Consider the following 24,434-nt stretch of genomic DNA (forward strand, 5'->3'; position numbering starts at 1 on the left):
TCTCTGTCTTGTCGTCTTGTATGGCGGCCGCACTGTGGTGCGCCGCCGATGAGTGTGCGATGCGCCGCCGTTCAGCGGCTGCTGCGCCGCCAGGTCCCGCTGTAGCGCCCGCTCGCGTAACGCCATGAGGCCACCAGAAAAGCCCAGTTCAACGCGAACAGAAACGCCGGCAGGCTGAGCAGCGTCGGCAGACGCCGCCCACGCGTGCTGAGCCCGAACAGCACCGCCGCGCTGAGATAACCGGCCAGTTGCAGCAGCGCGAAGGCACGCCATGCCGGCGACGCCACCCCCAGCCACGCCGACACGCCCAGCGCCACCAGCAGCAGATGCGGCGCCAGCCAGCGCAGCACCTTGTGCGACAGGTAGGCGAAAGCAGTGCCCTTGGAGGTGCGCAGCAAATATTCGGGGTGACGCCACAGCGCCTGGAAGTTGCCGATGCCGATGCGCACCCGGCGGCGGTACTCTTCACCGATGAAATCGGGCGTCGCCTCTTCGGCGAACGCGGCCGGCTCGTACACCAGCCGGTGGCCGGCCGCCGCGACGTTCATCGCGACGCAGAAGTCGTCGCAGATGGTGTCGGGCCGCAAGGGCTTCCAGGCGGCGCGGCGGATTGCATAGATGGCGCCGTTGGCCCCCAGCAGGCCGCCGATGCGGGCCTCGAAGAACTTCAAGAACTGCTCGATGCGCCAGTACAGGCTGTCGCGGTTGTCGCCGGCGCTGCCGGCCAGCCGCAGTTCGCCGCTGACGCCGCCGACCCGACCATCCTCGAACGGTGCCACCAGCTTGCGCAGCGCTTCACGGTCGAAGAAGGTGTTGGCATCGGAGAACACCAACACCGGCTCGCGGGTGCGCGACACCAGGTCGTTGAGCACGTTGGCCTTGCCACGGTTCTGCTCGAACACGAAGGCCTGGATGCGCGGGTCATCGCACTCGGCGAGGATCTGCCCGGTAGCGTCTCGGCTGCCGTCCGAGCCGATGTAGGCACGCCAGCGGTCGGCCGGGTAGTCGAGTTCGAGCAGGTTGGCGATGCGCTGCCGGATGTGGCCCTCCTCGTTGAAGGCCGAGATGACGATCGCCACCTCGGGCAGCTCACCCTGCTTCAGCGTCGCCCGCCGCTCGGTCTTGCGGAACACCCGGGCCACGTCGCGCTGCCCTTGCACCCACGCGCCGAGCACGAACAGCACCAGCGGATACAGCAGATAGGAGTACAGCACCGCACCGAGGCAGGCAAACACGATGACGGGCAGCCACATGGTGTTCAGGCCTCGGTCATGCCGCGGCGGCGTAAGCGGGCCGCGGGATCACGTGGTCGCGGTACTGATGCGGGTCGCCGCTCAAGCCCGCCTCGGCGGCCTTGACGATGTTGTACATCTCGCGCGCGCTCACGTAGTGCAGCTTCCACTCGCGACCGTCGTTGTAGCGCGTCTCCAGGTGCGTGAAGGCCTGGTGCATCGGATCGCCGAGCAGCGTGTCCATGTCGCGCTCCTGCGTGCCATGGGTGTGCACCTTGACGAAAATCCACTCGGGCCGCCCCTGCACATGGATGCCGGTCTCTACCCAGGCGTCGACGCGCGACGGCGTGGGCGGGTTGCTGGTGCGCACGTCCGAGTTCTCGATGCGCGGCAGCAGGCCGAACTTGCGGTGTTTCCACATGAAGCCGAGCGGGCCCTGGATCAGCATCAGGTCGCCGACCGGCCGACCGCCCACCCGCACGCGCTCGCCGGTGTCGTGCGACTTGGGTGCGTGGGCGTCGTCGGTGGCGTAGTAGATCTTGTTGATGGTGCTGGTCTGGCAGGGATCGGGTGCGGCCGGGAAAGTGAAGTCGGCGTAGCAACCCTCTTCGCGCAGCACCTGCAGCTCGTTGTTGACCCCGCAGCCGGTGCCATGGGGATGCGAGTTGTCGAGCGCCCAGTTGCCGTGGATGAACGACCAGCGCGGTTGGCCGGTGGCCGGGTCGGTGGGCAACGCACCGTGCCGGTCGACCAGCAGCTGGGTGAAGCGCTGCAGCTTCTCGCGCAGCCCGGCCTCGGTGTCCTTGTCGTGGTGCAGATGGATCTCGATTTCGCCCAGCCCCATGCGGCACATCTCGACCAGTGCGTCGAGGTGCTCGGGGCGGTACTCTTCTTCTGGGTAGAAGAAGCTGTGCACCGGGGGCCGGCCATCACCGTCGCGGTGCGATGCACACAGCGCGGGATAGTCGCGCCGCCAACGCGCCACGCGCGCGCACTCGACTTCATACGTCGGCTGCTGCCAGCCCGGCTCGTAATGGTCGACGAAGCAGAACATCACGTGCTTCAGGCCCGGCGCAGGGGCCTCGGGCTTCCAGTCCTGGCGCAGGTAGCTGCGCAACCAGATCGAGATGTTGCGCTGGCGCAGATATGCCAGCACCACCGCCAACACGGCGATCAGCAGAGCCACGGCAAGCAGGGCCACGATTTTCATGAGTTATATCGGCTCGACAGTATCAACAAACACAAACACGAGAGGCGCTCTCCGACCCGCCTCGCCCATCTATCTTCCAGCGCCTATGCGTAGTGCAGGCGCACGAATCCGTACACCAGCGTCAGGCTGCCGAACACGGCGCCCCACGCGCCCCGCCCCCAGCGGCTAGGGCCCAGGCGCAGCGCCTGCAGTTGCCCGGCCTCGCTGCCTTGTTTGGCGCAATGCCAGGCCGCCACGCACAGCCCCAGCAGGAAGTACAGCGTCGGCTGGTAGGTGCGCGACAGAAACCAGGCACACACGAGAAAGCCGACGAAGGCCATGCGCAGCAGTTCGGCCATCTGAAATTCAGCGCTGTCGGGTGTACGGCTGGCCATCACACGGCTCATGCCCTTGTAGGTGACGACCAGCAGGCCCAGCCACGTGAAGTAGCCGAACAGGCCCAGCTCGGAGAAACACAGCACGAAGGAGTTGTGCGCGGTCAGGTAGTGGTGTTCGGTGAAGTTGCCGTAGCCGACACCGAACAGCGGATGCGACTTCAGCATCATCAAGCCGGTGCTCCAGGCTTCGATGCGCTCGCCGGCCGACCCTTCCTTGGACGAGAACTCGCGTTCGCCGCCCATGCTCGACACGATCGCCGCGCCCGCCAGCAAGGCCACCATCATCGCGCTCTTCACCGGCCCGAGGCGCCGGCGCAAACCCACCGCCAGCATGGCGCCCACCCCCAGCATCGCGCCGCGCGAATGGGTCAGATAGATGGCATACAGCAGCGCGAGGCTGGGCAGCACCAGCAGCATCAAGGTGCGCCAGCGACGCCCGGGACGGTAGGTGGCCCACAACAAAGGCATGGCCATCACCATCGCCTGCGCAAAATCGTTCGGGTCGTTCAGGAACCCCAGCCAGCGCACCCGCCACATGTAGAGGCCGGAGGTGTCGTGTGCCGGCACCGGCCGGCTGTCGGGCACGATACCGTCGCCGCGCGCGCCACTGAAGCCGCCTTGCTGCAGCACCAGTTCCTCGGCACGGTAGCCGGTGTGATAGGAATAGACCGACATCGTGGCGCCGAACACCAGCGCCACCACCATCACCGCGCAGGTGGCGCGCAACCGACGGATCGACGTGACGTTCATGCACACCAGCACGAACAGCAAGGCGGACGAGCTGAAGTTGCTCACCGCGTCCAAGCCGCCGCCGAACCAACCGTTGGTGATCTGCGACATCGCGATCGCGAGCGTGAAGCCGCCGAGCAAGACCATGTGCACCCCGCTCGCCGCAAACTGACGCTTCGACAACGCGCGCGCCAGCGCCGCGACAAAGGCGATCAGCCACAGCCACAGCATCGGCCGCAACTCGGTGTCGGGCGCGAGCAGCTCCACAGGCCGCAGGAAGGTGAACAGGACGTACACCAGAAAAAGGGCGAAGCTCATGGGCTGGCGGGCGCACTCCGGTCTCGGGAGGACGCGAACTACCTCTTGCGTGTCTATCGTTGCTGGGGGGTGGGGTGCTGCACACCGTGCTGCACAGAGGGCGGCAGCCACGTCACAAGGTGCCGCGTCCGCCCGCCGATGCAACCGACAGGCGTCGATCAAACGCCCCCTCGAAGCGCTTGTATCAAACGGTGCCAATGCTAAAGGGGCGCGGCCCGTTTCTGCGTGAATCTGCCCCCCTAGCATGCGGGGGGCGGTGCACGGCACACGGGTGCTCGCCCCTATGATAGGCGGCCGTCGCGAGACCGGCCCGGCGTTCGCCATCGGCGCCGCCGTCACGCGGCCCGGCTGCCGCTGCCCTGAACGTGACGCCTCACTACCGTCCGACGCGCGCCGATCATTACAACCGACGACTGACTGAGGGTCATGAACGCCACCACCACCTCTACGCCGCCGCTGCGACGCGTGCTGTACCACCACCGTACCCAGGGCAAGGCCGTCGAGGGCGTGCACATCCGCGGCATCACCGACGCGTTGCGCGCGATGGGCGTGGCGGTCGACGTGGTGTCGGTGCCCGGCGCCGACCCTTATGCCAGCCCGAAGGCGATGTCGCCGACCCAGCAGGCGCGCTGGTGGATGAAGATCGTGACCCGGCTGCCCGAGCCCTTGTTCGAGTTGGCCGAGCTGGCCTACAACGCCGTCGCCGGGCTGCGCATCGTGCGCTACCTGCGCGAGCACGACGACCTGGAACTGATCTACGAGCGTTATTCGCTGTTCCTGTTCATCACCGTGTGGCTGGCCAAACGGCGCGGCCTGCCCATCATCCTCGAGATCAACGACTCGGCCGCGGTGCACCGGGTGCGCCCGTTGCACCTGGGCTGGTTGGCCCGGCGCATCGAACGCTGGACCTTGCGCAACGCGAGCGGCCTGGTGTTCGTCTCGGGGCTGTTCCGTGACCGCGTGACGCAGGCGCATGGCCACATCGCGCCGTCGATCGTGACGCCCAACGCGGCCAACATCGACAAGTTCAGCTTCAGCGAAGCCGAGCGACGCGAGACGCGCGCCAAGTGGGGGCTGGAAGGCCATGTGGTGTGCGGCTACCTGGGCGCCTTCGTGCCGTGGCATGCGATCGACCAGTTCGTCTACCGCATCGCCGACCGGCTGAAGGCGACACCCCATCTGAAGCTGCTGCTGGTCGGCGACGGCGCCACCTTCGACACCGTCGCCAAGTTCGTGCACGACCGCGGGCTCGACCAACAAATCCTGCTGACCGGGCGCGTGCCGCACGACGACGTGCCGGGCCTGCTGGCCGCGATGGACCTCGCGGTGCTGCCGAGCGCCGGCGACTACACCTCGCCGGTCAAGCTGTTCGAGTTCATGGCCTGCGGCATTCCGCCGATCGCACCCGACTTCTCGCCCATCCAGGAAGTGCTGGTCGAGAACCAGACCGGCTGGATGTTCAAGGCCGGCAATCTGGATGCAGCGGTCGACGCCGTGATCGAACGCAGTGCCGATCGCGAGCGCCTGGCCGAAGTGGGACGCAACGCGCGCGCCTACATTGCGGCCGAGCGCCAGTGGCGCCACAACGTGCTGCAACTGATCGAGTTCAAGCAAGCGGTGACGCAGCCGGCCGCCCTGCCCGTTCATGCTGTTGCTGGATGATCTGCGCGCCAAGCAGCGCCTTTATTCGCAGTACGGCGACACCTGCTCGTTGCTGAAGGCCATCATGGCCGACGGCACCTCGGCCAATGTGTTGTACCGGCTGCAGGCGGCGCTGGCGCGCTGGCGTTTGGCGCCGCTCGCGCTGATCCCCCATTGGTTGAACAAGTCGCTCAATGGCTGCGTGATCGGCGTGAAGGCCCAGTTTGGCCCTGGCTTCGTGCTGATCCACCCGGTGGGCGTCGTGATCAACTCGAGCGTGCGCGGTGGTCGGAACGTCTGGCTCGAAAGCAGCGTCGTGATCGGCGACAACCGCGGCGGCTGTCCGACGCTGGGCGACGATGTGTTCATCGGGTCGGGCGCCAAGGTGATCGGCGCGCTGCACATCGGCCACGGTGCCCGGGTGGGCGCCAACGCGGTGTTGCTGCGTGACGTGCCCGACGGGGCGACGGCGGTCGGCATTCCAGCCCGTGTCCGCTGATCGCGGCCGGGCCCGCACGCTGAGTTCGGTTCGAGCAGGCCGCGCCCCTCTCCCTCGCCATCGAAGGTTGCGTCAGCGCCGGCGGCTAGACCGGCGGTTGCGATACACGGCGACGAGCCCCCCGAACAGGGTGAGCAGCCAGGATGCCGGCTCCGGCACGGCCGACACCCCCAGCTCGACGAAGTTCGCGCCATACAGCACGCTCACGCGGTACAGCGCCGGGTCCAGTTCCCAGTCCACGCTGTCGAACCGGCCCGATACCCCGCCACTGGCGCTGAGGAAACGGTAGACGCCGTAGGCCGGCGGCACTTCGCCGAACAGCAGTTGCAGGGCGCCGCCCAGCTGGGCTTGGCCGTCGACCGAGACGGTGTCGAAGTCCGCGCGGTCCCGGATGTCGACCAGCAGGACACCCGAGATGAAGCTCACTTGCTGCACGTCCAGCTCGGCATGGCCCGTTTGGCCTTCCAGCCCAGCGCTGAAAAGCCCGCCTTCGAGGTGCATGCCGGACGCCGCCAGCCAGCCGTCGATCCAGGTGCGCGCGGATGCGCCCGTTTGTATGAAGCTGCCGCTCAGCCGTGCCCCGCTCGCCCCGTCGATCTCCAGCTCTCCGAGCTGCCGCAGTGCGCCGAGCTGCAGCACCGCGCCGTGCAGTGCCGCCAGGCGGCCATCGTTGTCGAGCTGCGGTCCGAACACCGACTGCCGGCTGCCCGCGCCGTCCAGCACCAGCTCCGCACGGTTGTGGTGTAGGCGTTCGGGCCCGTTCCCGTAGGGCGCCAGCTCGCCGTTGCGGATGAGGTAGACGCCCTCGAGCACGCTCAGGTGCTCAAGGTTGATCGCCGCCCGCGAGTCGAGCACTTCCACGCGGCCGTGGTTGCGGAAGCCGTGCAGGTGCAGCTCGCTGCCGCCGACGAGACGAATGGTGCCGCGATTGTTGACGCGTGCGATCCCGGTCACGCCACCACCCGCCATCAGGTAGGTGCCGTCGTTGTTGACGGTCGCGCTGACAAACCGGGCTGACAGTTCCTCAAACCCCGGCCGGTAGACATTGTTGTCGAGGAAGCGTGCGCCCTCGGCGATGTTGACGGTACCGTCGCCGATGATGGGGACCGCGCCGTCCCAGGTCACGTCACCGTGGAAGTTCCAGGTACCCCGCATGAGTTTGTTGAACGCCGGATCGCCCGACGTGGACGCGTTCCACCCCCAGCCATGCAGCTTCGCGTCACCATTGACCGTCACCGGCCCGCCCGCCTCCAGATTGCCGTGGCCCCAGTCGAGCCTGTCCACCGTCAGTCCGCCTGCCAGCGTGATGCTGCCCGGGCCATGTTCGATCGGGTCTTCGGGGCCCGCCAAGCGCACCCAGCCGAGTTGCATCGTCTCGGCATTGTGGGAGATGAAGGCAGCGCGGCCGACCTCCAGGCCGCCGGGGCCCCGCAAAGTGGCGGTGGTGCCAAACGCGACCACGGTGCCCAGTTGGGGTGCGTCGACCTTCAATGTGCCGCGGTTGTCCACGGTGCCCGAGGCAAAGTCATGCCAGGCGGCAACACCGACCACCGACAGCGTCGCCTCCTTGCCGATGTGCCAGTTGCCGGTGCTCAGCATGTTGTCCGCGCCGTTGTGGTCCAACACGAAATGGCCGCTGTCGGCGATGTTCAGCGTCCCCGTCTGCGAAATCGTGCCGCCAGAGGTGCGCAAGCGGCCGTCCTTTAACGTCATCACACCGGTGTTGATCCAGGCGGCGTTGTCGGTGACGTCGAACGCCAGGCTGCCAGAAGCCGTGAGGCTCCCGCGCTGGATGAAGGCGGCGCCCCCGCCGGCAAACTGGAGCGCGGCCTGACCTGCGGTTGAAACCCCCAGCAGTTCCACACGGCTGGCGCCGCCCTGCAGCGCGCCTCGCAAACGGGCATTGCCTGTCACCGTCAGCGCCGGCCCGGCCAGTTCACCTGCTTCCCAGTCGAGAGACCGCGCTGTCAGGGACCCGGGCCCGGTCAGGCGACCGCCCTGCAGGTACAGCTGTCCGAGGGTGGAGCCCGGCGCGTTCAGCTCGATCTCACCACCGACCACCTGCAAGAAGCGGTTGCCGTGCAGGGTGCTCACCGCGAACGAGCCGCTGGCCACCAGACTGAAACTGTTGCCCAGCAGGGCACGCGTCGATGCCGACACCGGGGCCCCCGCCGACCAGTTGGCGTCGAGGTCCCAGCGGTCCCCGCCCGGAGCGCCGCCGATGAACACGGTGTCGGCGGCCAGCGCGGAGGCGGCCGAGGCAGTCGACAGAAGGACCGCCGTGAGGCGGGAACGCCACACTTCGTGCGGCCGCGAAGATAGCTTGCGCCCGTTCATCCGGACCTCCGTGCCAAGTTCCAGCCTTTTGCATGACCTCGCCGCGGCCTGAGCCCGTCCTGTGCGCCGCTTCGATTCAGCGTACGCGTCGACAGCGCGCCACGGCCACACCGAGCAGGCCCACCGTCAGCAGCGCCCAGGTGCCGGGCTCCGGCACGGCCGTCACGCTCAGGTCCACGTAACGATCGCCGTAGACCAGGCTCCAGTGGTAGACACCGGGGTCGAGGTTGGTCCGCAGCGAGGCAAAGCTCCCGTTGACACCCCCTGCCGCTTCGACGATGCGATAACGGCCGGTCACGGAGCCAGCCGAATCGAACTCGGCGAACACATGACCTCCCTCGGCGATCTTCAACGTATGGTCGAGCAGGAAGCGGTCGAAGCTGGAGGTCGAGGCGATGTCGACCTCCAGCACGGACCGGCTCATCAGGAGCACGTCGCCCAAGAAGCGCGCCACCCCGATGTCTTCGTCCAGCCCTGCCCCCAGCGCTCCGTACGAGAAGCTCATCCCGGAGGGATCGGATATCGTGCCGGCGACGAGAGTACGGGTGTCGGGGCGGTCCGCGTTGTAGTCCTGGGAGTAGCCGACCTCCAGGAGACTGCCCGGGCCGACCTCGACCAGGCCGGTGTTGGTCAGGGTCATCGACTGCCGCAACACCGCACCGTCGAGCAGACTCAGTTGTCCGGCGTTGTCCAGATGGCCGTGCAGCAGGTCCACGTCCTCACCCAGCCACAAGGTGCTCAGCCGTGCGTCAGGGCCCTTGAAGACCAGTGCCCCGAGGTTGCGCGAGAGCCGCGGCCGCCACAGGGGGTCGTGCGCCTGCGGCTCGCCGAAGTTGAGCACGATGCTGCCGTGGTCGGCGATCAGTCGGCCGCCCGTCAGCTCGGTGATGACAGTGCCATCGCCCAGTGGTGAGTGGTGCAGTTGCGCCAAGCTCCCCGAAACGACGATACGCGAGCGTATGGCCTCCAGCGTGCCGGGATTGTCGAGCGAGCGCACGAAGTTGAGGGTGCCAGCGTCTTGTACACGTACCGTGCCCGCATTGGAGAACGGCGTGTCCATGAGGGTCACAGCCGGGCCGGACTTGAGCAAGACGCCGTGGTTGTCGAAGCCGCGCAGCGTGATGCGCAGCGGTCTCGCGTGGCCGTATTTGTCACGCCCGTCTTGCGTGTGCAGGTCCTCGAACACCGTGCCGGCTGCCACGCGGATGCGGCCCGTGCCGGTGATGTCGGCATCGCCGTCCCAGCTGCCGCCGCCGTCGAGCCTCAGCTCGGTGTCCAAGCGCTTGTCGTAGACGTCGTTGCCGGAGCCGATGGGACGGTAGGCGCCGGCCGACAGGCGCGCGTGGCCGCTCACCGTGATAGGCCCGCCTGCGAACAGCTCGCCTTCACCCCAGATCAATTCGCCGAGGGTGAGCGCGCCGCCCGTCCGCACACTGCTGGCCGCGGGCGGCCCGCCTTCTCCGTGTAATGCCTCGTCGACGCGCAACGAGCCGAGGTTCATGCCCCCGTCTACCGAAAGCCTGCCCCCGCGCAGCGCTTGTACCGCGCCGCCTTCGATGGTCGCGCCGGCCGAGAACTTGGCGTGGCCTTCCGTGAAGGTCACACGGCCCTGGTTGTGAATGGTGCCGGTGAAGCTGTCTCCCGGGGGCACGGCACCGTGGTAGGGGGTGCGCCAGCCGGTGATGTCCAGCTGGCCTCCGGAGGCGATCGCCCAGGTGCCGGTGCTTTGTAGCGGCGACGCGGGCATCTTGAGTGCGAAGCGCGCGTTCTCGCCGATGCGGACGGCGCCTCGCTGGTACAGGTTGCTGTCGCGATCGGCGAAGATGTCCAGCCGGGTGCCGGCGGCCAGCTCGACCAGGCCGCTGTTGTCCCAGACGCCGCCGGACGTCCCGATCTCGATGTCGAGACCACCTCCGGCCACACGCAGGGTGCCCCGGTTGAGGTACTGAGGCCCGGCGGGGCCCGGGAAGCGCAGCACTCCGCCGCCCCGCTTCAGGTAGAGGCCGTCGTTCTCCAAGTTGCGGAAGGATGCCAGGGCCGATTCACCCGCGGGCACGTCGGCGACGTACTGTTCACCGGGCCCGATGTAGAGGGTGTCCTGCGCCGAGGCGGACGAAGCCGTGGCCGCCGCGAGCACGCAGCAGGGCACCACCACGCTCAACGCCTTGCGTGCGATACGGTTCAACGGCGGCCTATGCCGGGACCGGGTCGCACGGGTGAGGCAGCAGGCGCCGGGCGAGCGTGCTGGCAGGAGCATGGCCATCTCCTCTCTTGAACGATGTCGTGGCGAGCACCACGGTTCTGCTGTCGCACGTGAAGGACGCGCGGGCCGCAGGCGTTCGGAGACGTTTCGATTCCGGCGATGCGCTGTCGGATGTCTGCGGTAGAAGTTGCGCCTGCTTGAAACACTGTATGCAAGCGGTCGCGTGCCCGCCCCCCGCAACCAGGGGACTTTGGCTGCGGCTGCGGGCAGTCAACGCAGAGGCGACGGCAGCGGCTCTCGCAGCGGTGGAAGCGTCATGACGTCGCGGCGTAGCGCCGCCCCCCGGCCGTGCCCGCCGCCATCAGCGCAAGGATCGGTCGATCAAGGTGAGAACGGCTCTGGTCCGGAGCCACCGGACATCAAGCGCAAGCGAGGCGAGTGGCAAGCTGGCGACCGGCCAACCGGGCTTGGCGGGTTTGCGTCACCCCGCATGGCCGCGCGCGCCCTATTGCGTCATTGCGCCAGCCCGGCAATGACCCGGCCTTCCATCACGGACGGCACGGGCAGCCCCATCAGGGACAGCATGGTCGGCGCGACGTCGAGGTTGGTGCAAGGCTGCAACGACGTGGGCTTGATGCTCGGGCCCCAGAAGCCCAGCACGCCGTCGATGTGGTGCATGCCCTGCTTGACGGTCGGCGTGTCGGCGGCAAACAGCGATTCAAGCGTGTGGGACTCGGCCGCCCCCTGTGCGCGCTCGGGGAAGTGATAGCGCACGCCCTGCTCGAGCTGCGTCAAACCCAGCGGTGTGAGCGTCAAACAGTCTTCGGTCTCTTCGACCGCAAAGGCCGGCTCGGTGACACCGCGCACCGTGCGGCGGGCCGCTTCGATACGCTGCTTCAGCTGGGCGCGGCGGCCGGCATCCGGCACGTGCACATTCCATTGCGGCACCATCGTCGGCACCACCTCGGTGACGCCGTCGCGGCCCAGCAGCTTCAGCAGGGCCTCGATGTCCTTCACCCGCACCACCACCTTGCCTTCGCGGTACTTGTCGCTGATGTAGGGCTGCTGGCCCATGCTGGAAGCCACCACCAGCACGGTGTCGCGGTCGATCAAACGCATCGCGCGGCCCAGCAGCTCGTCGCACAGGCGGTAGCCATAGGGCACGGCTTCGCCGTACTTGCGCTTTTCATCCGGCGGCGACTTGACCGGGAAGGCGCTGTCGTCCCACGCGCGCCAGTAGTGGTGCATGTAGTGCGCGGCGTGGTTGCTGTGCCAGGTCGCGAAGTCGGGCCGCTCACGCTGGTAGAGCGAGGCGAAGAAATCGAAGTTCAGGCGCGGCTGCAGGCTCACGCGCTGCCAGCGCAGATGCGGGGTCAGCCGCTCGCGGGCCAGCTGGGTCGCGATGCGAGCGCAGGTGGCGGGCTTGAGTCCCAAGCCGAACAGCTGGGCGCCGGTCCGCACGTTCTCGAACATGCCCGGGGCGCGCGTGGTCTTGTTGTGGACCTGCGTGTAGCGGCGGTTGATGGCCTGCACCGGCTGCAGCCGCGGCGGATGGGTTTCGTCGCCCGGCGCGAACGGCCCCGGCACCATGAAGCCACGCACCGGCTCGGGCGGGTAGGCGCTGATGCTGCCGAACACACCGACCTTGCGGCCGGCCTCGCTGACGTAATGCCAGGTGCGCTTGGCGCGGATGGTCTCGCCCTTCTGCTCGAGCACCGAGGCGCCGTGCACCGCCTGCGAGACGCCGGTGTGCAGCGTCACCCAGGTGATCCACGGGTCGAGCAGCGGCGGACGTTCGACCGCCGACTGCACCCCCCACGCACCTTCGCGCCGCAAGCGCATCAGGTTGGGCAGGAACTGCTCGCCGCGGGTCGCAACCAGGCGGTCGATGACGTTCCAGTTGATCTCGTTGAACTCCAGCAGCAGCACCTTGCGCTTGTCGCTCATGTCTTGTTTTCCCTCAGTTGCTTGCTTGGTGTGCGGCGAGCGGCATCGACACGATGCCTCAGCCGCGCCGGTGGGCCGCGACCGCGGACTCGCACACCGCGAGCGTCTCGCGGGCCACGTCGTCCCAGCTGCGTTTCATCTTGGCGGCGATGTCGTCATGGTCCCAGTGGCGGTCGAGCGCCTCGCGCAAGGCGCGCTGCAACTGGCCGGCGTCGCGTGGCGGCACCAGGATGCCGTTGGACGGGTTGACGATCTCGGCGGTGCCGCCGACGTCGGTCGCCACCACCGGGCGACCGCAGGCGACCGCCTCGACCACCACGTTGGGGTAGCCCTCCGACCAGCTCGGCAGCGTCAGCACATCGCTGGCGCGGATCCAGCGCGCCACTTCGAGCGGCGCCAGGCCGCCGGGCACCAGCACACGTTCCGACAAGCCGGAGGCGGCGACGCGGGCCAGCAGGCCGTCGCGCATCACGCCGTCGCCAATCAGCACCAGCCGCACCGCAGGGTCGTCCTGCGCCAGCTGCGAGAAGGCGTTCACCAGTTCCAGCAGCCCCTTGGCCTCGACGAAACGGCCGACGTAGACGATGTAGCGGCCCTGCTCCGGCAAGCCGAGCTCCGCCCTCGCCTCGCGCTGGCAGCCGGGCCGGAACACCGCCGTGTTGAAGCCGTTGACGATGGTGTGCACCCGCTCCGGACGCGCACCGAAATCGTCGATCGCCGTGTGGCGCATCGCCTCGCTGACCGTCAGCAGCGCATCGGCCTGCCCGATCGTCTTGCGTGTCATGTAGACGTTGAGGCCCGAACGCACATGGATGTCGGAGCCCAGCGCGCCGACCACACAAGGCACGCCGAGCGAGCGTGCGACGCGCACCGCGGCATACCCGTCGGGGTAGACCCAGTAGGCCAGCACCAGGTCGGGCGCATAAGCCTTGACCCGCGGCTGCAGCACCCAGCCGCCGACGTGGCCGTTGAGCATGCGCGAGACGACCGGCACGGCGGGATAGCTGAAGGCTTCCACGTCGACACCGTCGAGCCGGTAGTCGGCCGGCACGTCTGCATATAGAAAGCTGCGCGGGCGCAACAGCGGCAGGTTGGGATACCGCAGCGACTGGAAGAAGACGCGCACGTCGGCCAGCTGGGCCAGCGAGCGTGCGGTTTCATGGATGTAGCGGCCGCGCGTTTGGTCGTACGGCACCGGCAGCATCGGCGTCACCAAGGCGATGCGCAGCCGCCGGCCCCCCGGCGATGTGGCGTCGGCAGCGCGGCTGCCCGGTGTCGTGTTGGTATCGTGTGTGCCCGTGACCGCGACCCGCAAAGAAGCAATGTCGGAGCACTGCATGGTTCTCACCCCAGAGATAGTGCCCGGCATTGTGCCGAAGAAAGGCAGCGCGCCGGCCGGCGCGTGGCCGCCTGGATGGGGGATTGCGTCCCGTGTGGACACCCCCGATAGTCGGGCCCATCGTCGACCGTCTGGTGGCTTCCGATTCCACGGTTCCAGGGTTACAGGCCACCAGTGCCCCGCAGCTGCTGGCGAGGGTCTCGTTGGCGCCCCGCATGGCGGGGTCCACCGGTCCTCGTCGAGGGTGGTGCCAAGTACGCCACCCCGCCTCATGCCCCTTGCAGCGGGGCGCCAGTCACTCGAGCGGTCGGACAGATGCAGCGCCATCGTTTTCATGAAATCGACTTGTTGCGCGGCATCGCCTGCGCCATGGTGGTCGCCTTCCACTATCTCTGGCGCGGCCAGCAAGCCGATTGGCTGCACGGCCACGCCCCCGGCTGGCTGGCCGGCGCGGCCCAGTACGGCTACCTCGGCGTGCACCTGTTCTTCATGATCAGCGGCTTCGTGATCTTCATGAGCGCGCAAGGCGTCAGCGGCCGCCAGTTCGTGGCGTCGCGCGCCGCGCGGCTGTACCCGGCCTTCTGGGTGGCCGCGCCGCTCACCGCGCTGGTCGCCTGGAGCTTCGGCAGCACCCTCTTCGGCGTCACCCTGCCGCAGCTCGCCGCCAACATGACGATGGCGCCCCACTGGCTGGGCGTCGAGTTCGTCGACGGTGCCTATTGGTCGCTCGCCGTGGAGCTGCACTTCTACATCATGGTGTGGGCCGCCCTCGTGCTCGGGTTGTTGCCGCGCGCCACCTGGCTGCTCGCGGGCTGGTTGCTCCTGTCGACCCTGAATGCCGTGCGGCCGATCTATCCGCTTGAGTTCTGGCTCAACGCCAAGTGGGCGCCCTTCTTCGCCGCCGGCGTTTGCTGCTACCTGATCCGCGAGCATGGGCCCAGCCTCGAGCGCTGCGGACTGTGGCTGTGGTCGTTTTGCCTGGCGCTGTTCTACGTCGCCGTGGCCCCCTGGCTGAAGCAAGCGGGTGCCGAGGCGAGCGTGCAAAGTGCGGTGGTGAGCGCCGCACTGGTGTCGATGTTCTTCGGCGTCTTTGCGCTGATCGCCTTCGACCGCTGGCGCATGGCCGCGTCGCGCTGGACCTTCTGGGCCGGTGCGCTGACCTACCCGGTCTACCTGCTGCATCAGAATATCGGCTATCTGCTGATCGAAGCACCCGGCTGGCAGGCCCTGGGTTTCTGGCTGCGGGTGACCCTGACCTGCGCCGTGATCGGCGTGCTGGCCTGGGCATTGCACCGCTATGTCGAACGGCCTCTAGCGCCGCGCTTGCGACGGGCGCTGGCCGGGGCCGGCGGGTTGCGGCTCGCCACCCCCTGATCGCCGCAGCTGGCGCACCCAGGCGGTCTCGGCGCGTTGCGGGCCGTCGATCGGCGGCTTGAATCATTGACGAGCATTTGATGGCGAAGGCCTCGTATCTCCGGCGGCGCAGAACCGCCTTGGTCGTGGGCGCCGCGACGGCGCTGGTCCTGGCCGGCGCCGCGGCGCTGTGGCGCGGCCCCCTGGGCGACGCGGTGCCGCTGCACTGGCGCACCGATCTGCGCGCCCGTCTGTATGGCCTGCAGGTCGACCACACGCTGCGCCTGCGCATGCGCGACGGCGTCGAACTGGCCGCCTCGCTGTACCTGCCGTCGGCCGACCTGCAGCGGCGCGGCACGGTGTACGTGCGACTGCCCTATCACCGCCTGAAATACGGCGAGGCGCTGAACGCCGGCTTGTTCTTCGCCCGACACGGTTATGCCGTGCTGGTCCAGGACTTCCGCGGCACCGGTGACTCCACCGGCGAATTCCTCCCGTGGCGCCATGGCACCCAGGATGGCGTCGACACGCTCGACTGGATCGTCCGGCAACCGTGGTCGAACGGCAAGGTCGGCACCTGGGGTTGCTCGGCGCTGGGGGAACTGCAGTACATGCTGGCGCGCGCGCGCCACCCGGCCCATGCGGCCATGGTGCCGATGGCGGCGGGCGGCGCCTTGGGCGCGCTCGGCAGCGAGCACGCGCACTACGGCTGGTACGAGGGCGGCGTGTTCCAACTGGCCAGCGGCTTCGGCTGGTTCCTCGACAGCGGGGCCGCCCGGCCCGACGTGCCCGCGCCGCCACGACTCGACCGCAGCGCTGCGTTGCGCGAGCTGCCGGTGGCCGGGCTGGTGGGGCGCCACCGCCCCGGGCCCAACGGCTACCCGTGGTTCGTCGGCACGCCCTTGAACGACCCGCGCTGGCGAGGGCTCGACTATGTGTTCGACGACGACCGCTTCGCGACGCCCGCGCTGGTCATCAACACCTGGGGCGACCAGACCATCGAAGAAACGCTGCGCATGGCCGAACTGATGCGGACCACCACGCCGGCAACCGCGCCGCAGCATGTCGTGATCGCCCCCGGCACACATTGCAGCCATGAAGAGAATGCGGCATCGGGGCAGTTCGGCGAGCTGGACATCCCCGGCGCCGAACAGCCGTACCGTGAGTGGTATCTGCAGTGGTTCGATCGCTGGCTGAAGGGCGAAGGCCAGGGCCCTGCCGGGCTTCCGGCCTATCTCTACTACGTGATCGGCGAAGGTGTTTGGCGATCGGCCGATCGGTGGCCACCGCCCGAAGCGCGCATCGAGAAGTGGCATTTGCAGAGCCAGGGTCACGCGAACGGACGTGACGGCGACGGCCGGCTGCAACTGACACCGGCCGAAGGCGCCAGCGGTTTCGACGAGTACCGCTACGACCCGCTCGACCCAGTGCCCACGCTGGGCGGCTCGATCTGCTGCACCGGCGACCCGGCGTTTCGCCCGGGGCCGGCCGATCAACGCACCATCGAAAGCCGCCCCGACCTGCTCGTCTACACCTCCGAGCCGCTGGCGCGGCCGTTGCGCATTGCGGGGCACCTCAAGGCACGCCTGACCGTGTCGTCGAGCGCGCCCGACACCGACTTCGTCGCGCGCCTGGTACACGTGTGGCCCGATGGCCGCGCGACGACCATCCAGGAAGGCGTGCTGCGCGCGCGCTATCGCAAAGGGTACGCGGCGCCGAGGCCGCTGCCACTCGACACGCCGGTGGAACTGACCGTCGACATGCGCTCCATCGCCTACCGCCTGCCGGCCGGCCACCGGCTGCGGCTGCATATCAGCAGCAGCAGCTTTCCGCGCCTGGAGCGCAACCTCAACACGGGCGGCGGCAATCTCGACCAGAGCCTCCCGGTGGTGGCGCGCAACCGCGTCTATCACGGGCCGGCGACCCCCTCCTATCTGGAGCTGCCGGTGATCCCTGACGACGTGGCCGACGGGCGCAAGCCGTAAGGCGCGACGGACCACACATCGGTTCCGGCCTCGCTCAGGCGGTGCTCGCCCCTTGTATTCCGACCACCGCTTCGTTTCCGGCGCACCAATGAAAAAAGAGCGGCAGAAGCCGCTCTTTGAGACCGAGACCCGGGCGGCGGAAGTGCCGCCCGGCGGGAAGGTTCAGCGCTCGATCGCGCCCAGGTCCATGCCGACACCCTTGACCGTGCGGTTCGCGGGCAGGTAGGCACGGTCCAGCTGACCCTTCACCGGGAAGCCGCTGGCGGCGGTCGGCGCAGCTTGCGCAGCGTCCACCACCCGGCTGCCGCTCAGCGGCACCAGCGTCTTGATGTCGACCGGCGGGGTGGTGCCGGTGATCAGGTTGTGCCGGCCGTTGAGCTGACCGCCCACGGTGTGCCACGGGCCGGCGTCGCTCCACTTGGCGTCGATCCAGTTGCGGCCCAGGTTGACGATGCCGCCGGAGGCGATGCCGGGCGCGTTGTCCTGGCCTTCACGCATACGGGGGTACTGGATCGCCGGGTCGAACAAGAACACGTTGTTCCAGACTTCCGCCTTCTCCTGCGTCGTCGACAGCTGGAACAGCACGGCATAACCGTCACCGGTCAGGTGCACGGTGTTGTTGAAGAAGTACAGCGTGCCCTTGCGATAGCTGGCTTCGTTGCCGGCATGGTCACCACCGTAGTGGATCGTCGTGCCCTCGCGGCCGTCCTTCTTGATCTGGTTGCCGTAGACATACGTGGTGCGATAGCGCGGGTCGGCCAGCGCCACCGACGAGTAGTCTTCCGCTTCCACCAGGTCCAGCGCGCGGGCGCCGCCTTCGATGCGGTTGTAGCGGATGACCGGGCCCACCGAGCGGTCCTTCAGCGCGTTGCCCAAGGCACCGGCGCGCAGCGGACCGTAGTGGTTGAACTCGTAGGTCACGCCCACGCTTTGCACGTAGGTGGTGTGGATCAGATAGCTGCCCACGACACCGTTGCCGTGCATGTGGTTGCCAGCGATGCGCAGGTTCTTCGTGACGGCGAAGTCACCGTCTTCCGTCGAGCGGCTGAAGATGGCCTGGGTGCAATCGTTGATCTCGTTGTCGGCGATCGTGATGTTGTGGCCACGCTCGACCCACAGGCAGGCGCCGAACTCGACATAGTTCTTGCGAGCACCGGTGGACGACGTGAACTGGTTCTTCGGATGGGCACCGCGGATCTGCAGGCCGTCGACCTGGATGTATCGCGGGTAGGCCGTCCAGTCCTGGTTCGACAGGCGATTGAAGACGATCACGGAACGCGATTCATGCAGCTCGTGGCCGTAGGCCAGGCCGCGGCGGGTCACCGCGTTGGCGCCGTCGATGATCGGGCGCTGGCCTTGCGGACCGGGGACGCCGCACAGACGCACCGGCGCATCGGCACGGCCTTGCGCTGCCAGCAGCACCTTGCCGCGGTAGGGCGTCGAACGCCAGAAGACGCGCACGGTGTCGCCCGCGGTGAGCTTCTCCCAGGGCACTTGTTCGAGGTTGGCAATCTGGCCGCTGCCCGGACCGACCTGGTAGTCGCGGCCCTTGCCGGAGGGCAGGCAGGCGGTCAGCGACAGTTGCGGCGGGGCGGTGTTCGGAGCGGGCGCCGGCGCCGGAGCGGGCGTCGGGGCAGGTGCAGGTGCCGGCGTCGGGGCGGGTGCCGGCACGGGTGCAGGCGCGGGGGCCGGAGTCGGTGCGGGGGCAGGCGCCGGCGTGGGTGCGGGCGCAGGGGCCGGCACGGGCGGCAGCGGTGCCGGAGCGGGCGCCTGGACGCGGACCCATTGTTCGCCGTCCCAATAGAAGCGGCGGCCCATCGCGTCTTCGCGGTCCTCGCCTGGTTGTCCGTCTGCCTGATGGGTGTCCGATGACGCAAGCGAAGCATCGGTCGAAGCACTGTCGCCTCCGCCACCGCAGGCGGACAAAACGGCACACGTGGCGAAAAGTTGCGCAACCCGGAGGACGCGGGCGCGGTCGATGGTTTTTTGATTCACGGCGAAACCCCAATGACCCCACATTCAGGCCGAGCAGATCCCTGCCGCGTATTGCGCAGCTTTTGCTCGTGTCGGCCTTGTGTTCCAGTGCCGTGACCTCACCGCGTGGGAACGGCGTGTCCTGCTTTTATGTTGGCCCTGGTGCTGAGTGCCGCCGTATGTTGAATTCCGGCGGGTACATCCTCGAATGCGGCGCGATCCTAGGGTTGCCTTAGGGCAGAAATGTAAGTGAACCTGCGCTCACGTAACCCGATGTACGGGTGGTGCAGCTCTTACAGAAAAGAAGTAACGGGTCGGTAGAAACTCGCAGACCCCGTGAGCCGTGGGAAGGCGTTGCAACGCGGACGCCTCTGTACAGACCTGAAACAAAGAAGCGGGTTACAAAGTGGCGCGAGTTCCACGGCCCTCGAAAGGCTCCAGATCGTGATCTACGTCACGAATTTCGAGGCCCAGACACCGCCGAGCGGTCGATTCTTGCGTTCTAGCGGCACAAGCGCGAGGCCGGCCCGCCGGCGACCAAGCGCGAACGAGGGCCCGGGCGCGCAGAATGGGATGATGGCCCCGGCGGGCGTCCCAGAATTCGAAAAAAAGGGCAGGAATCCCTGCCCTCGTCCCGTGTTCGGCGGCGCTCCGACCGGCCCTCCGCCACGCGCTCAGGGTGTATGGGTCGCCAGGCGCTCGGCCTCGCTTGACGCCGCCCGCCAGAGCCAGTGCCCCAGGTGTTCGGCCATTCTGGCGGCCGGGCCGCCGTCCCAGAAACCGGGCTCCTCGGTCGGCGCCCGCCCCCGCGATAGCGCCTCGCGGACCAGCGACAAGGCGCGCTCGACGTCGCGCGCCGTGCTCGCGGCGCTCGTCGGGTCGGTGGGTTCGGCGACCGGCAGCAGCCGCACCGACACCACCGACAAGGCGGCGGCCTCCTCGCACAGCCGGCCTTCCGGGCCGGTGAGCAAACAGGCGGCGCGCTGCAGCAAGCCAAGGCTCTGGAGATAGTCGATCTCGTCGATCGCGTCGATCTTGCTGTTCTTGATCCACCGCCCCAGGCCCACCCGCTCCAGGGCCTCGCGCGTTTCATCGCGCATGGGCCACACCACTTGCAGGTCGGGCGGCATCGCGACAAAACCCGAGACGAGATCACTGAGGATTTCCACCCGGGTGGATTCCGGATCGAATTGCAGCGTCACGAGCACGAAACCGCTGGCCGGCTGCAGCCCGCGCGCCGCTGACACGTCTCGCTTCAGGGTGGATTCCGGCGGCGGCGCGAGCGGCGCCACCTGGTGCAGCACGTTCTGCATCAGGTTGCCGAAGCAGTGCACGCGATCGGAGGCGATGCCTTCGCGGTAGAGGGTGTAGTGGGCGGTCAGTTCGCTGGTGTAGAGCGCGTTGGCCAGCCGGTCGAGCAGCAAGGGGTTGGCATCTTGTGCGACGCCGGCGTCGGCGCTGCGCTTGCCCGCGTCGACCCGCACCAGCGGGACGCCGGCCTTGTGCGCGGCCAGGCTGCAGGTCAACACCGCGTCGTCGGCGCCCAGCGCGAGCACGGCGGTGGGTTGCAGTTCGCGCCGCAAGGCGTCGAAGCCCGCCAACACGGCCGCGGCCCGCTCGGCGTAGCCACCCGGCGGCAGGCCGAGGTGCAGGTCCATCGCCGGCAACGGCAGCAGCCCGGCCATCCCGGGCGGCAGCGCGACGTCGTCCTCGCTGCCGGCATTCAGCACCACGACCGGGGGCAGGCCCGATTGTTGGGCGCAGGCATCGGCCAGTGCGCAAGCCTTCATGTAGCTCGTCGGGCCGTCGACCAGGCACAGCAGCGGTCGCTGCACCTGCATGCCGGCGACATGGGTGCGACGCACGAGGGCGGGCACCGGCGCTGCGTTGTCGTCGCTGCCGCGCGCCGCAAGCCGCGCCGCCGCCGCATCGACCGGCATGGCGGCGAGGTGGGCCGCCGGCGCCGTGGTCAGGGCCGGGTCGCCGACCTCGCCACGCATCTCGCGCGCGGTCTGCACGACCAGGTCCGCGCTGACCTCGTCGGTGCTGCCCAGGTAGGCGCCGAGCAGCAGGCGGTTGCACAGCAGGTTGATGCGTCGCGGAATGCCGCCGGTCCAGCGGTGGATCTCCTGGAAGGCGGCGGCGTCGAACAGCGGCCGGTCTTGCCACCCCACCCGCTTCAAGCGGTGCTCGACATAGGCGCGGGTTTCTTCGAGATCGAGCGGTCCGAGGTGGCAGGAGGCGATCACGCGCTGGCGGAACTGCTCCATCGAACGCGATTCGAGCAGCTTGCGCAGCTCCGGCTGCCCGACCAGAAAGCTCTGCAACAGGGCATGCTCTTCCAACTGGAAGTTGGACAGCATGCGCAACTCTTCGATCGCCTCGAGGCTGAGGTTCTGCGCTTCGTCGACCACCAGCAGCGCGCGCCGCCCGCTGGCCGCCACGGCCGTCAGGAACGCCTCCAGGCCGGCAATCAGCTCGGCCTTGCTCTTGCCGGCCGGCGCGATGCCGAAGGCGGTGCAGATCGCGCGCAGCAGGTCGCCCGACTCCAGCTGCGTGCTGACCACCTGGGCGGCCACCACATGCTGCGGGTCGAGCCCGCCCATCAACGTGCGCACCAGTGTGGTCTTGCCGGCGCCGATGTCGCCGGTCACGACGATGAAACCTTCGCCTTGATAGACGCCGAACTTCAGATAGGCCAAGGCGCTCGCATGGCCGCGACTGTCGTAATAGAACGACGGGTCGGGGTTGAGCTGGAACGGCGCGCCGGTGAGGCCGAAGTGCGATTCGTACATGAGGTGCTGTTCTCAGAAGCGGTGGCCGAGCCCGGCAAACGCCGCGCTTTCCTGCGAGGGGCCGCTGACGTTGGAGTCGAGCAGCTGGCGGCGCACGCCGAACGTGACGAAGGACCGCGGCGAGAGATTGTGATGCAAGGAGACGCGCAGCGCCTTCTCGCGACTGCGCGAGCCCTCGAGCAGACCGAGGCCCTCCACTTGCGTCCAGGACAGGCGGACGTCGCCTTGGGTGGTGGGCGTCAGCCGGCGGTTGACATTCACGAGCAGGCCGCGCTGCTCGCTGTCGGCCGTGCCGACGGCGACCCCTGCAAACGGGTCGTCGTCGCGCCGCAGCCGCTCGAGCTTGCGCATGTAGACACTGGCCGTCAGCGTCGTGCGGCGGCCGAGCAAGGCGATGCTGGCGGTCGTGTCCTGCTCGAGCTGCGCGTAGTTCGAGAACAGCTCCACCGGCCCGATCAGTTGCGTCGGCAGCCCCAGGCGCTGGATCATGTCCTGCACCAGCGCCGCCCGCTGCACCGGGTCGGGATGGCGGGTGGTGAGGATGGCGTCGAGCAGCGAGGCGACGTCGCCGCCGCCCTCCCCCAGCTCTTGCGAGGTGCCCTGCACCACCGGCTGGCGGCTGCTGCTGAGGTGGAACGCGATGAACGGCGAGCGGTGCTGCCAGCGCAGCTGCCAGCCGGTGCCGAGGAAACGGCGCTCGACCACGGCGTCGAGCGCGGTGCGCTCGGTCGGTGCCCACTGCAGCCGCAGGCCATAGAGGCCGTCGCTTTCGGTGGAGCCGAAAAAGCTGCTGCGTTCGTGGCCGGCGATCACGCCCAGCACCAGCTCGGGGTCGAAGGCGTAACTCGCCACCGCGCGCAGCGTTTCGATTTCGAGTGCCGAGACGCTGTCGCCGCCGTAGGATGCATCCTCTTTCGACCATTCGGCGTCGAAGCCGAAGGGCAGCGGCTGCCGCGCCAGACGCACCAGATGGCGCTGCTGATAGACCCGCTCCTGGTCCGGCTGCAGCTCGTCGCCTTCACGGCGCGTCCAGTCGTGTTCGGTGCGGGCCAGCAGTGACAGCGATGACGTCAGCCGCCGCTCGACATAGGGCGCCAGGCGCAGCCGGGTGGTGGTGGCGAGGTCGACCGAGGAGCTGAGCTCGGCACGACCGGAGAACGCCTCGGTGGCGCTCTGTTCGACCAGCGCGTCGGCGTCGACGTGCACCCATTGTTCGACCGGCTCAGACCGCAGCCGCAGCCGGCCTTCCGGTAGCACCCGGCTGGGCCGAGTGCCACCGGTGTAGTGCAAGGCGTTGAGACCCGCCTCGGCCGACAGGTCGAGCCTGGCACCGCGGCGCTCGAGGCGCACGCGCGGCGCCACGTCGAGCACCAGGTCGCTCGGGCGATCGCCGCTGTCGGAGTAGCGGCTGTTGTTGGTGGCGGTCGCGGTTGTCGTGACCTCGGCGTCGGCGCGCAGCGTCTGCGCGGTGACCGGGCTGGCGGCGAGACAGCACAAGGCCAGCCGCAGCCAGCCGGACAGCGGCGCCAAACGCGCACGCTGAGCTTGCGGCGGGCGCTTCATGTCAGTACCCGTAGCGGACGACGGCCGCTGGCACGCGTGTCTTGTTGAGCACCGACATCACGACCGGGCAACTCTCCAGCGCCGCAAAGGCTTCGGCGACCGCAGGCCGGGTGGTGCGGCCCGCTTCGACCACCATCACCACCTGCCCCACTCGGGAGGCCAGCACGCGCGACTCGGTGGTCGGCAGCAGCGGCGGCGCATCGAAGACGATGATGCGATCGGCATAGCGGGTGGCCAGCTCGTCGAGCAAACGCTCCATCGCCGCGCTGGCCAGCAACTCGTTGGCGTGCGGCCCGGGCGCGCCGGTCGGCAACAGGCTGAGCTTGGGCACGTTGGTGCGCAACATCACCTCGGAGAGGTCGAGCTGCGGGTTCTTCAGCACGTCGAGCAGGCCCGATTCCATGCCCAGCCCCAGACGGCCCATCACCGCCGGGCGCACCACGTCGGCGTCGACCAGCAACACCTTCTTGTCGACCTCCATCGCCAGGCTGAGGGCCAGGTTGATGGCGCAGAAGGTCTTGCCCTCGCCCGGCATCGCGCTGGTCACGAGGATCAGGTTGGCGCGTCGTATCGGCGCTGCCGATTCGCCTTGCGCGTTCTTGATCAGCGGCCGCTTGATGACACGGAATTCGTCGGCCAGCGCGGCTTCGACTTCGCCGGGCACGAGGTAGCCGGCGCGCGCCAGGCGGTCGAGGTCGAGCACCACTTCGCGCGAGCGTCGCTCGACCGCGGGTGCCGGCGCGACCCGAGCAAGGCCGGCAGGGGCACCGGCCGGCCCGAGCGGCGCGCGCGCAAACGACATCTCGAGCGCGTCTTCGCTGCCGACGTAGCCGCTGGCGGCAAAGGTCGATTCGGCCCACGGCACCTCGACCCCGGCGCGCCGCAGTTCTTCGAGCCGTCGGGCGGCCTTTTCAATGATGCTCATCTTGCGT

At 68.4% G+C, this 24,434-nt stretch carries 15 protein-coding genes; 4 read left to right on the top strand and 11 right to left on the bottom strand.

Annotated features, from left to right (window positions below; all coding sequences use genetic code 11):
- Positions 1-71: 71 nt before the first annotated feature.
- The 3 genes from AAW51_RS15975 to AAW51_RS15985 all read right to left on the bottom strand — a co-directional run bounded on the left by AAW51_RS15975 (position 72) and on the right by AAW51_RS15985 (position 3,866).
- Positions 72-1,253 carry a glycosyltransferase family 2 protein gene (locus AAW51_RS15975; RefSeq protein WP_047195392.1) on the bottom strand — a complete coding sequence of 394 codons (1,182 nt, stop codon included), beginning with the start codon at positions 1,251-1,253 and terminating at the stop codon, positions 72-74.
- 16 nt (positions 1,254-1,269) lie between these two features.
- Complete coding sequence (locus AAW51_RS15980) at positions 1,270-2,442, bottom strand: hypothetical protein (RefSeq protein ID WP_047195393.1); 1,173 nt, start codon at positions 2,440-2,442, stop codon at positions 1,270-1,272.
- A gap of 83 nt (positions 2,443-2,525) precedes the next feature.
- Positions 2,526-3,866: an O-antigen ligase family protein gene (locus AAW51_RS15985; protein WP_047195394.1), complete on the bottom strand. Its 1,341-nt coding sequence runs from the start codon at positions 3,864-3,866 to the stop codon at positions 2,526-2,528.
- A 426-nt stretch (positions 3,867-4,292) separates the two neighbouring features.
- Here AAW51_RS15985 and AAW51_RS15990 point away from each other — a divergent pair, with 426 nt between their 5' ends.
- Together AAW51_RS15990 and AAW51_RS15995 are read left to right on the top strand one after the other, a co-directional pair.
- Complete coding sequence (locus tag AAW51_RS15990; RefSeq protein ID WP_047195395.1) at positions 4,293-5,528, top strand: glycosyltransferase family 4 protein; 1,236 nt, start codon at positions 4,293-4,295, stop codon at positions 5,526-5,528.
- On the top strand, positions 5,512-6,006 hold the full coding sequence (locus AAW51_RS15995) for a serine O-acetyltransferase (protein WP_047195396.1): 495 nt from the start codon (positions 5,512-5,514) through the stop codon (positions 6,004-6,006). The genes AAW51_RS15990 and AAW51_RS15995 overlap by 17 nt, the downstream gene beginning before the upstream one ends.
- Positions 6,007-6,078: 72 nt before the next feature.
- On the opposite strand, the gene AAW51_RS16000 is transcribed toward AAW51_RS15995, so the two are convergent.
- From AAW51_RS16000 to AAW51_RS30000, 4 genes are all read right to left on the bottom strand, one after another.
- Positions 6,079-8,454 (bottom strand): PEP-CTERM sorting domain-containing protein, encoded by a 2,376-nt coding sequence (locus AAW51_RS16000; RefSeq protein WP_157359922.1) that lies wholly within the window; start codon positions 8,452-8,454, stop codon positions 6,079-6,081.
- Positions 8,420-10,600 (bottom strand): PEP-CTERM sorting domain-containing protein, encoded by a 2,181-nt coding sequence (locus AAW51_RS30845; RefSeq protein ID WP_238947609.1) that lies wholly within the window; start codon positions 10,598-10,600, stop codon positions 8,420-8,422. The genes AAW51_RS16000 and AAW51_RS30845 overlap by 35 nt, the downstream gene beginning before the upstream one ends.
- Before the next feature lie 459 nt (positions 10,601-11,059).
- Positions 11,060-12,493: a hypothetical protein gene (locus tag AAW51_RS16010; protein WP_047195399.1), complete on the bottom strand. Its 1,434-nt coding sequence runs from the start codon at positions 12,491-12,493 to the stop codon at positions 11,060-11,062.
- 58 nt (positions 12,494-12,551) lie between these two features.
- Positions 12,552-13,832 carry a glycosyltransferase gene (locus AAW51_RS30000; RefSeq protein ID WP_169788040.1) on the bottom strand — a complete coding sequence of 427 codons (1,281 nt, stop codon included), beginning with the start codon at positions 13,830-13,832 and terminating at the stop codon, positions 12,552-12,554.
- Positions 13,833-14,147: 315 nt separating this feature from the next.
- Between AAW51_RS30000 and AAW51_RS28250 the strand changes: the two genes are divergently transcribed.
- Positions 14,148-15,206 carry an acyltransferase family protein gene (locus AAW51_RS28250; protein WP_053013639.1) on the top strand — a complete coding sequence of 353 codons (1,059 nt, stop codon included), beginning with the start codon at positions 14,148-14,150 and terminating at the stop codon, positions 15,204-15,206.
- Positions 15,207-15,286: 80 nt separating this feature from the next.
- Entirely contained in the window at positions 15,287-17,170 is a 1,884-nt protein-coding gene (locus AAW51_RS16025; RefSeq protein ID WP_047195400.1) for a CocE/NonD family hydrolase, read from the top strand.
- Between the two features lie 162 nt (positions 17,171-17,332).
- Here AAW51_RS16025 and AAW51_RS30005 read toward each other — a convergent pair whose 3' ends face one another.
- The 4 genes from AAW51_RS30005 to AAW51_RS16045 form a co-directional block, all read right to left on the bottom strand.
- On the bottom strand, positions 17,333-18,988 hold the full coding sequence (locus AAW51_RS30005; protein ID WP_053013640.1) for a hypothetical protein: 1,656 nt from the start codon (positions 18,986-18,988) through the stop codon (positions 17,333-17,335).
- A gap of 830 nt (positions 18,989-19,818) precedes the next feature.
- Entirely contained in the window at positions 19,819-21,939 is a 2,121-nt protein-coding gene (locus tag AAW51_RS28260; protein WP_053013641.1) for an XrtA/PEP-CTERM system-associated ATPase, read from the bottom strand.
- 12 nt (positions 21,940-21,951) lie between these two features.
- Positions 21,952-23,502, bottom strand: a complete 1,551-nt coding sequence (locus AAW51_RS16040; protein WP_047195401.1) for a TIGR03016 family PEP-CTERM system-associated outer membrane protein — start codon at positions 23,500-23,502, stop codon at positions 21,952-21,954.
- 1 nt (position 23,503) lies between these two features.
- On the bottom strand, positions 23,504-24,427 hold the full coding sequence (locus AAW51_RS16045) for an XrtA-associated tyrosine autokinase (RefSeq protein WP_047195402.1): 924 nt from the start codon (positions 24,425-24,427) through the stop codon (positions 23,504-23,506).
- Between the last annotated feature and the right edge of the window lie 7 nt (positions 24,428-24,434).

This window comes from Caldimonas brevitalea (genome assembly GCF_001017435.1).
GTDB classification, from domain to species: Bacteria; Pseudomonadota; Gammaproteobacteria; order Burkholderiales; family Burkholderiaceae_C; genus Caldimonas; species Caldimonas brevitalea.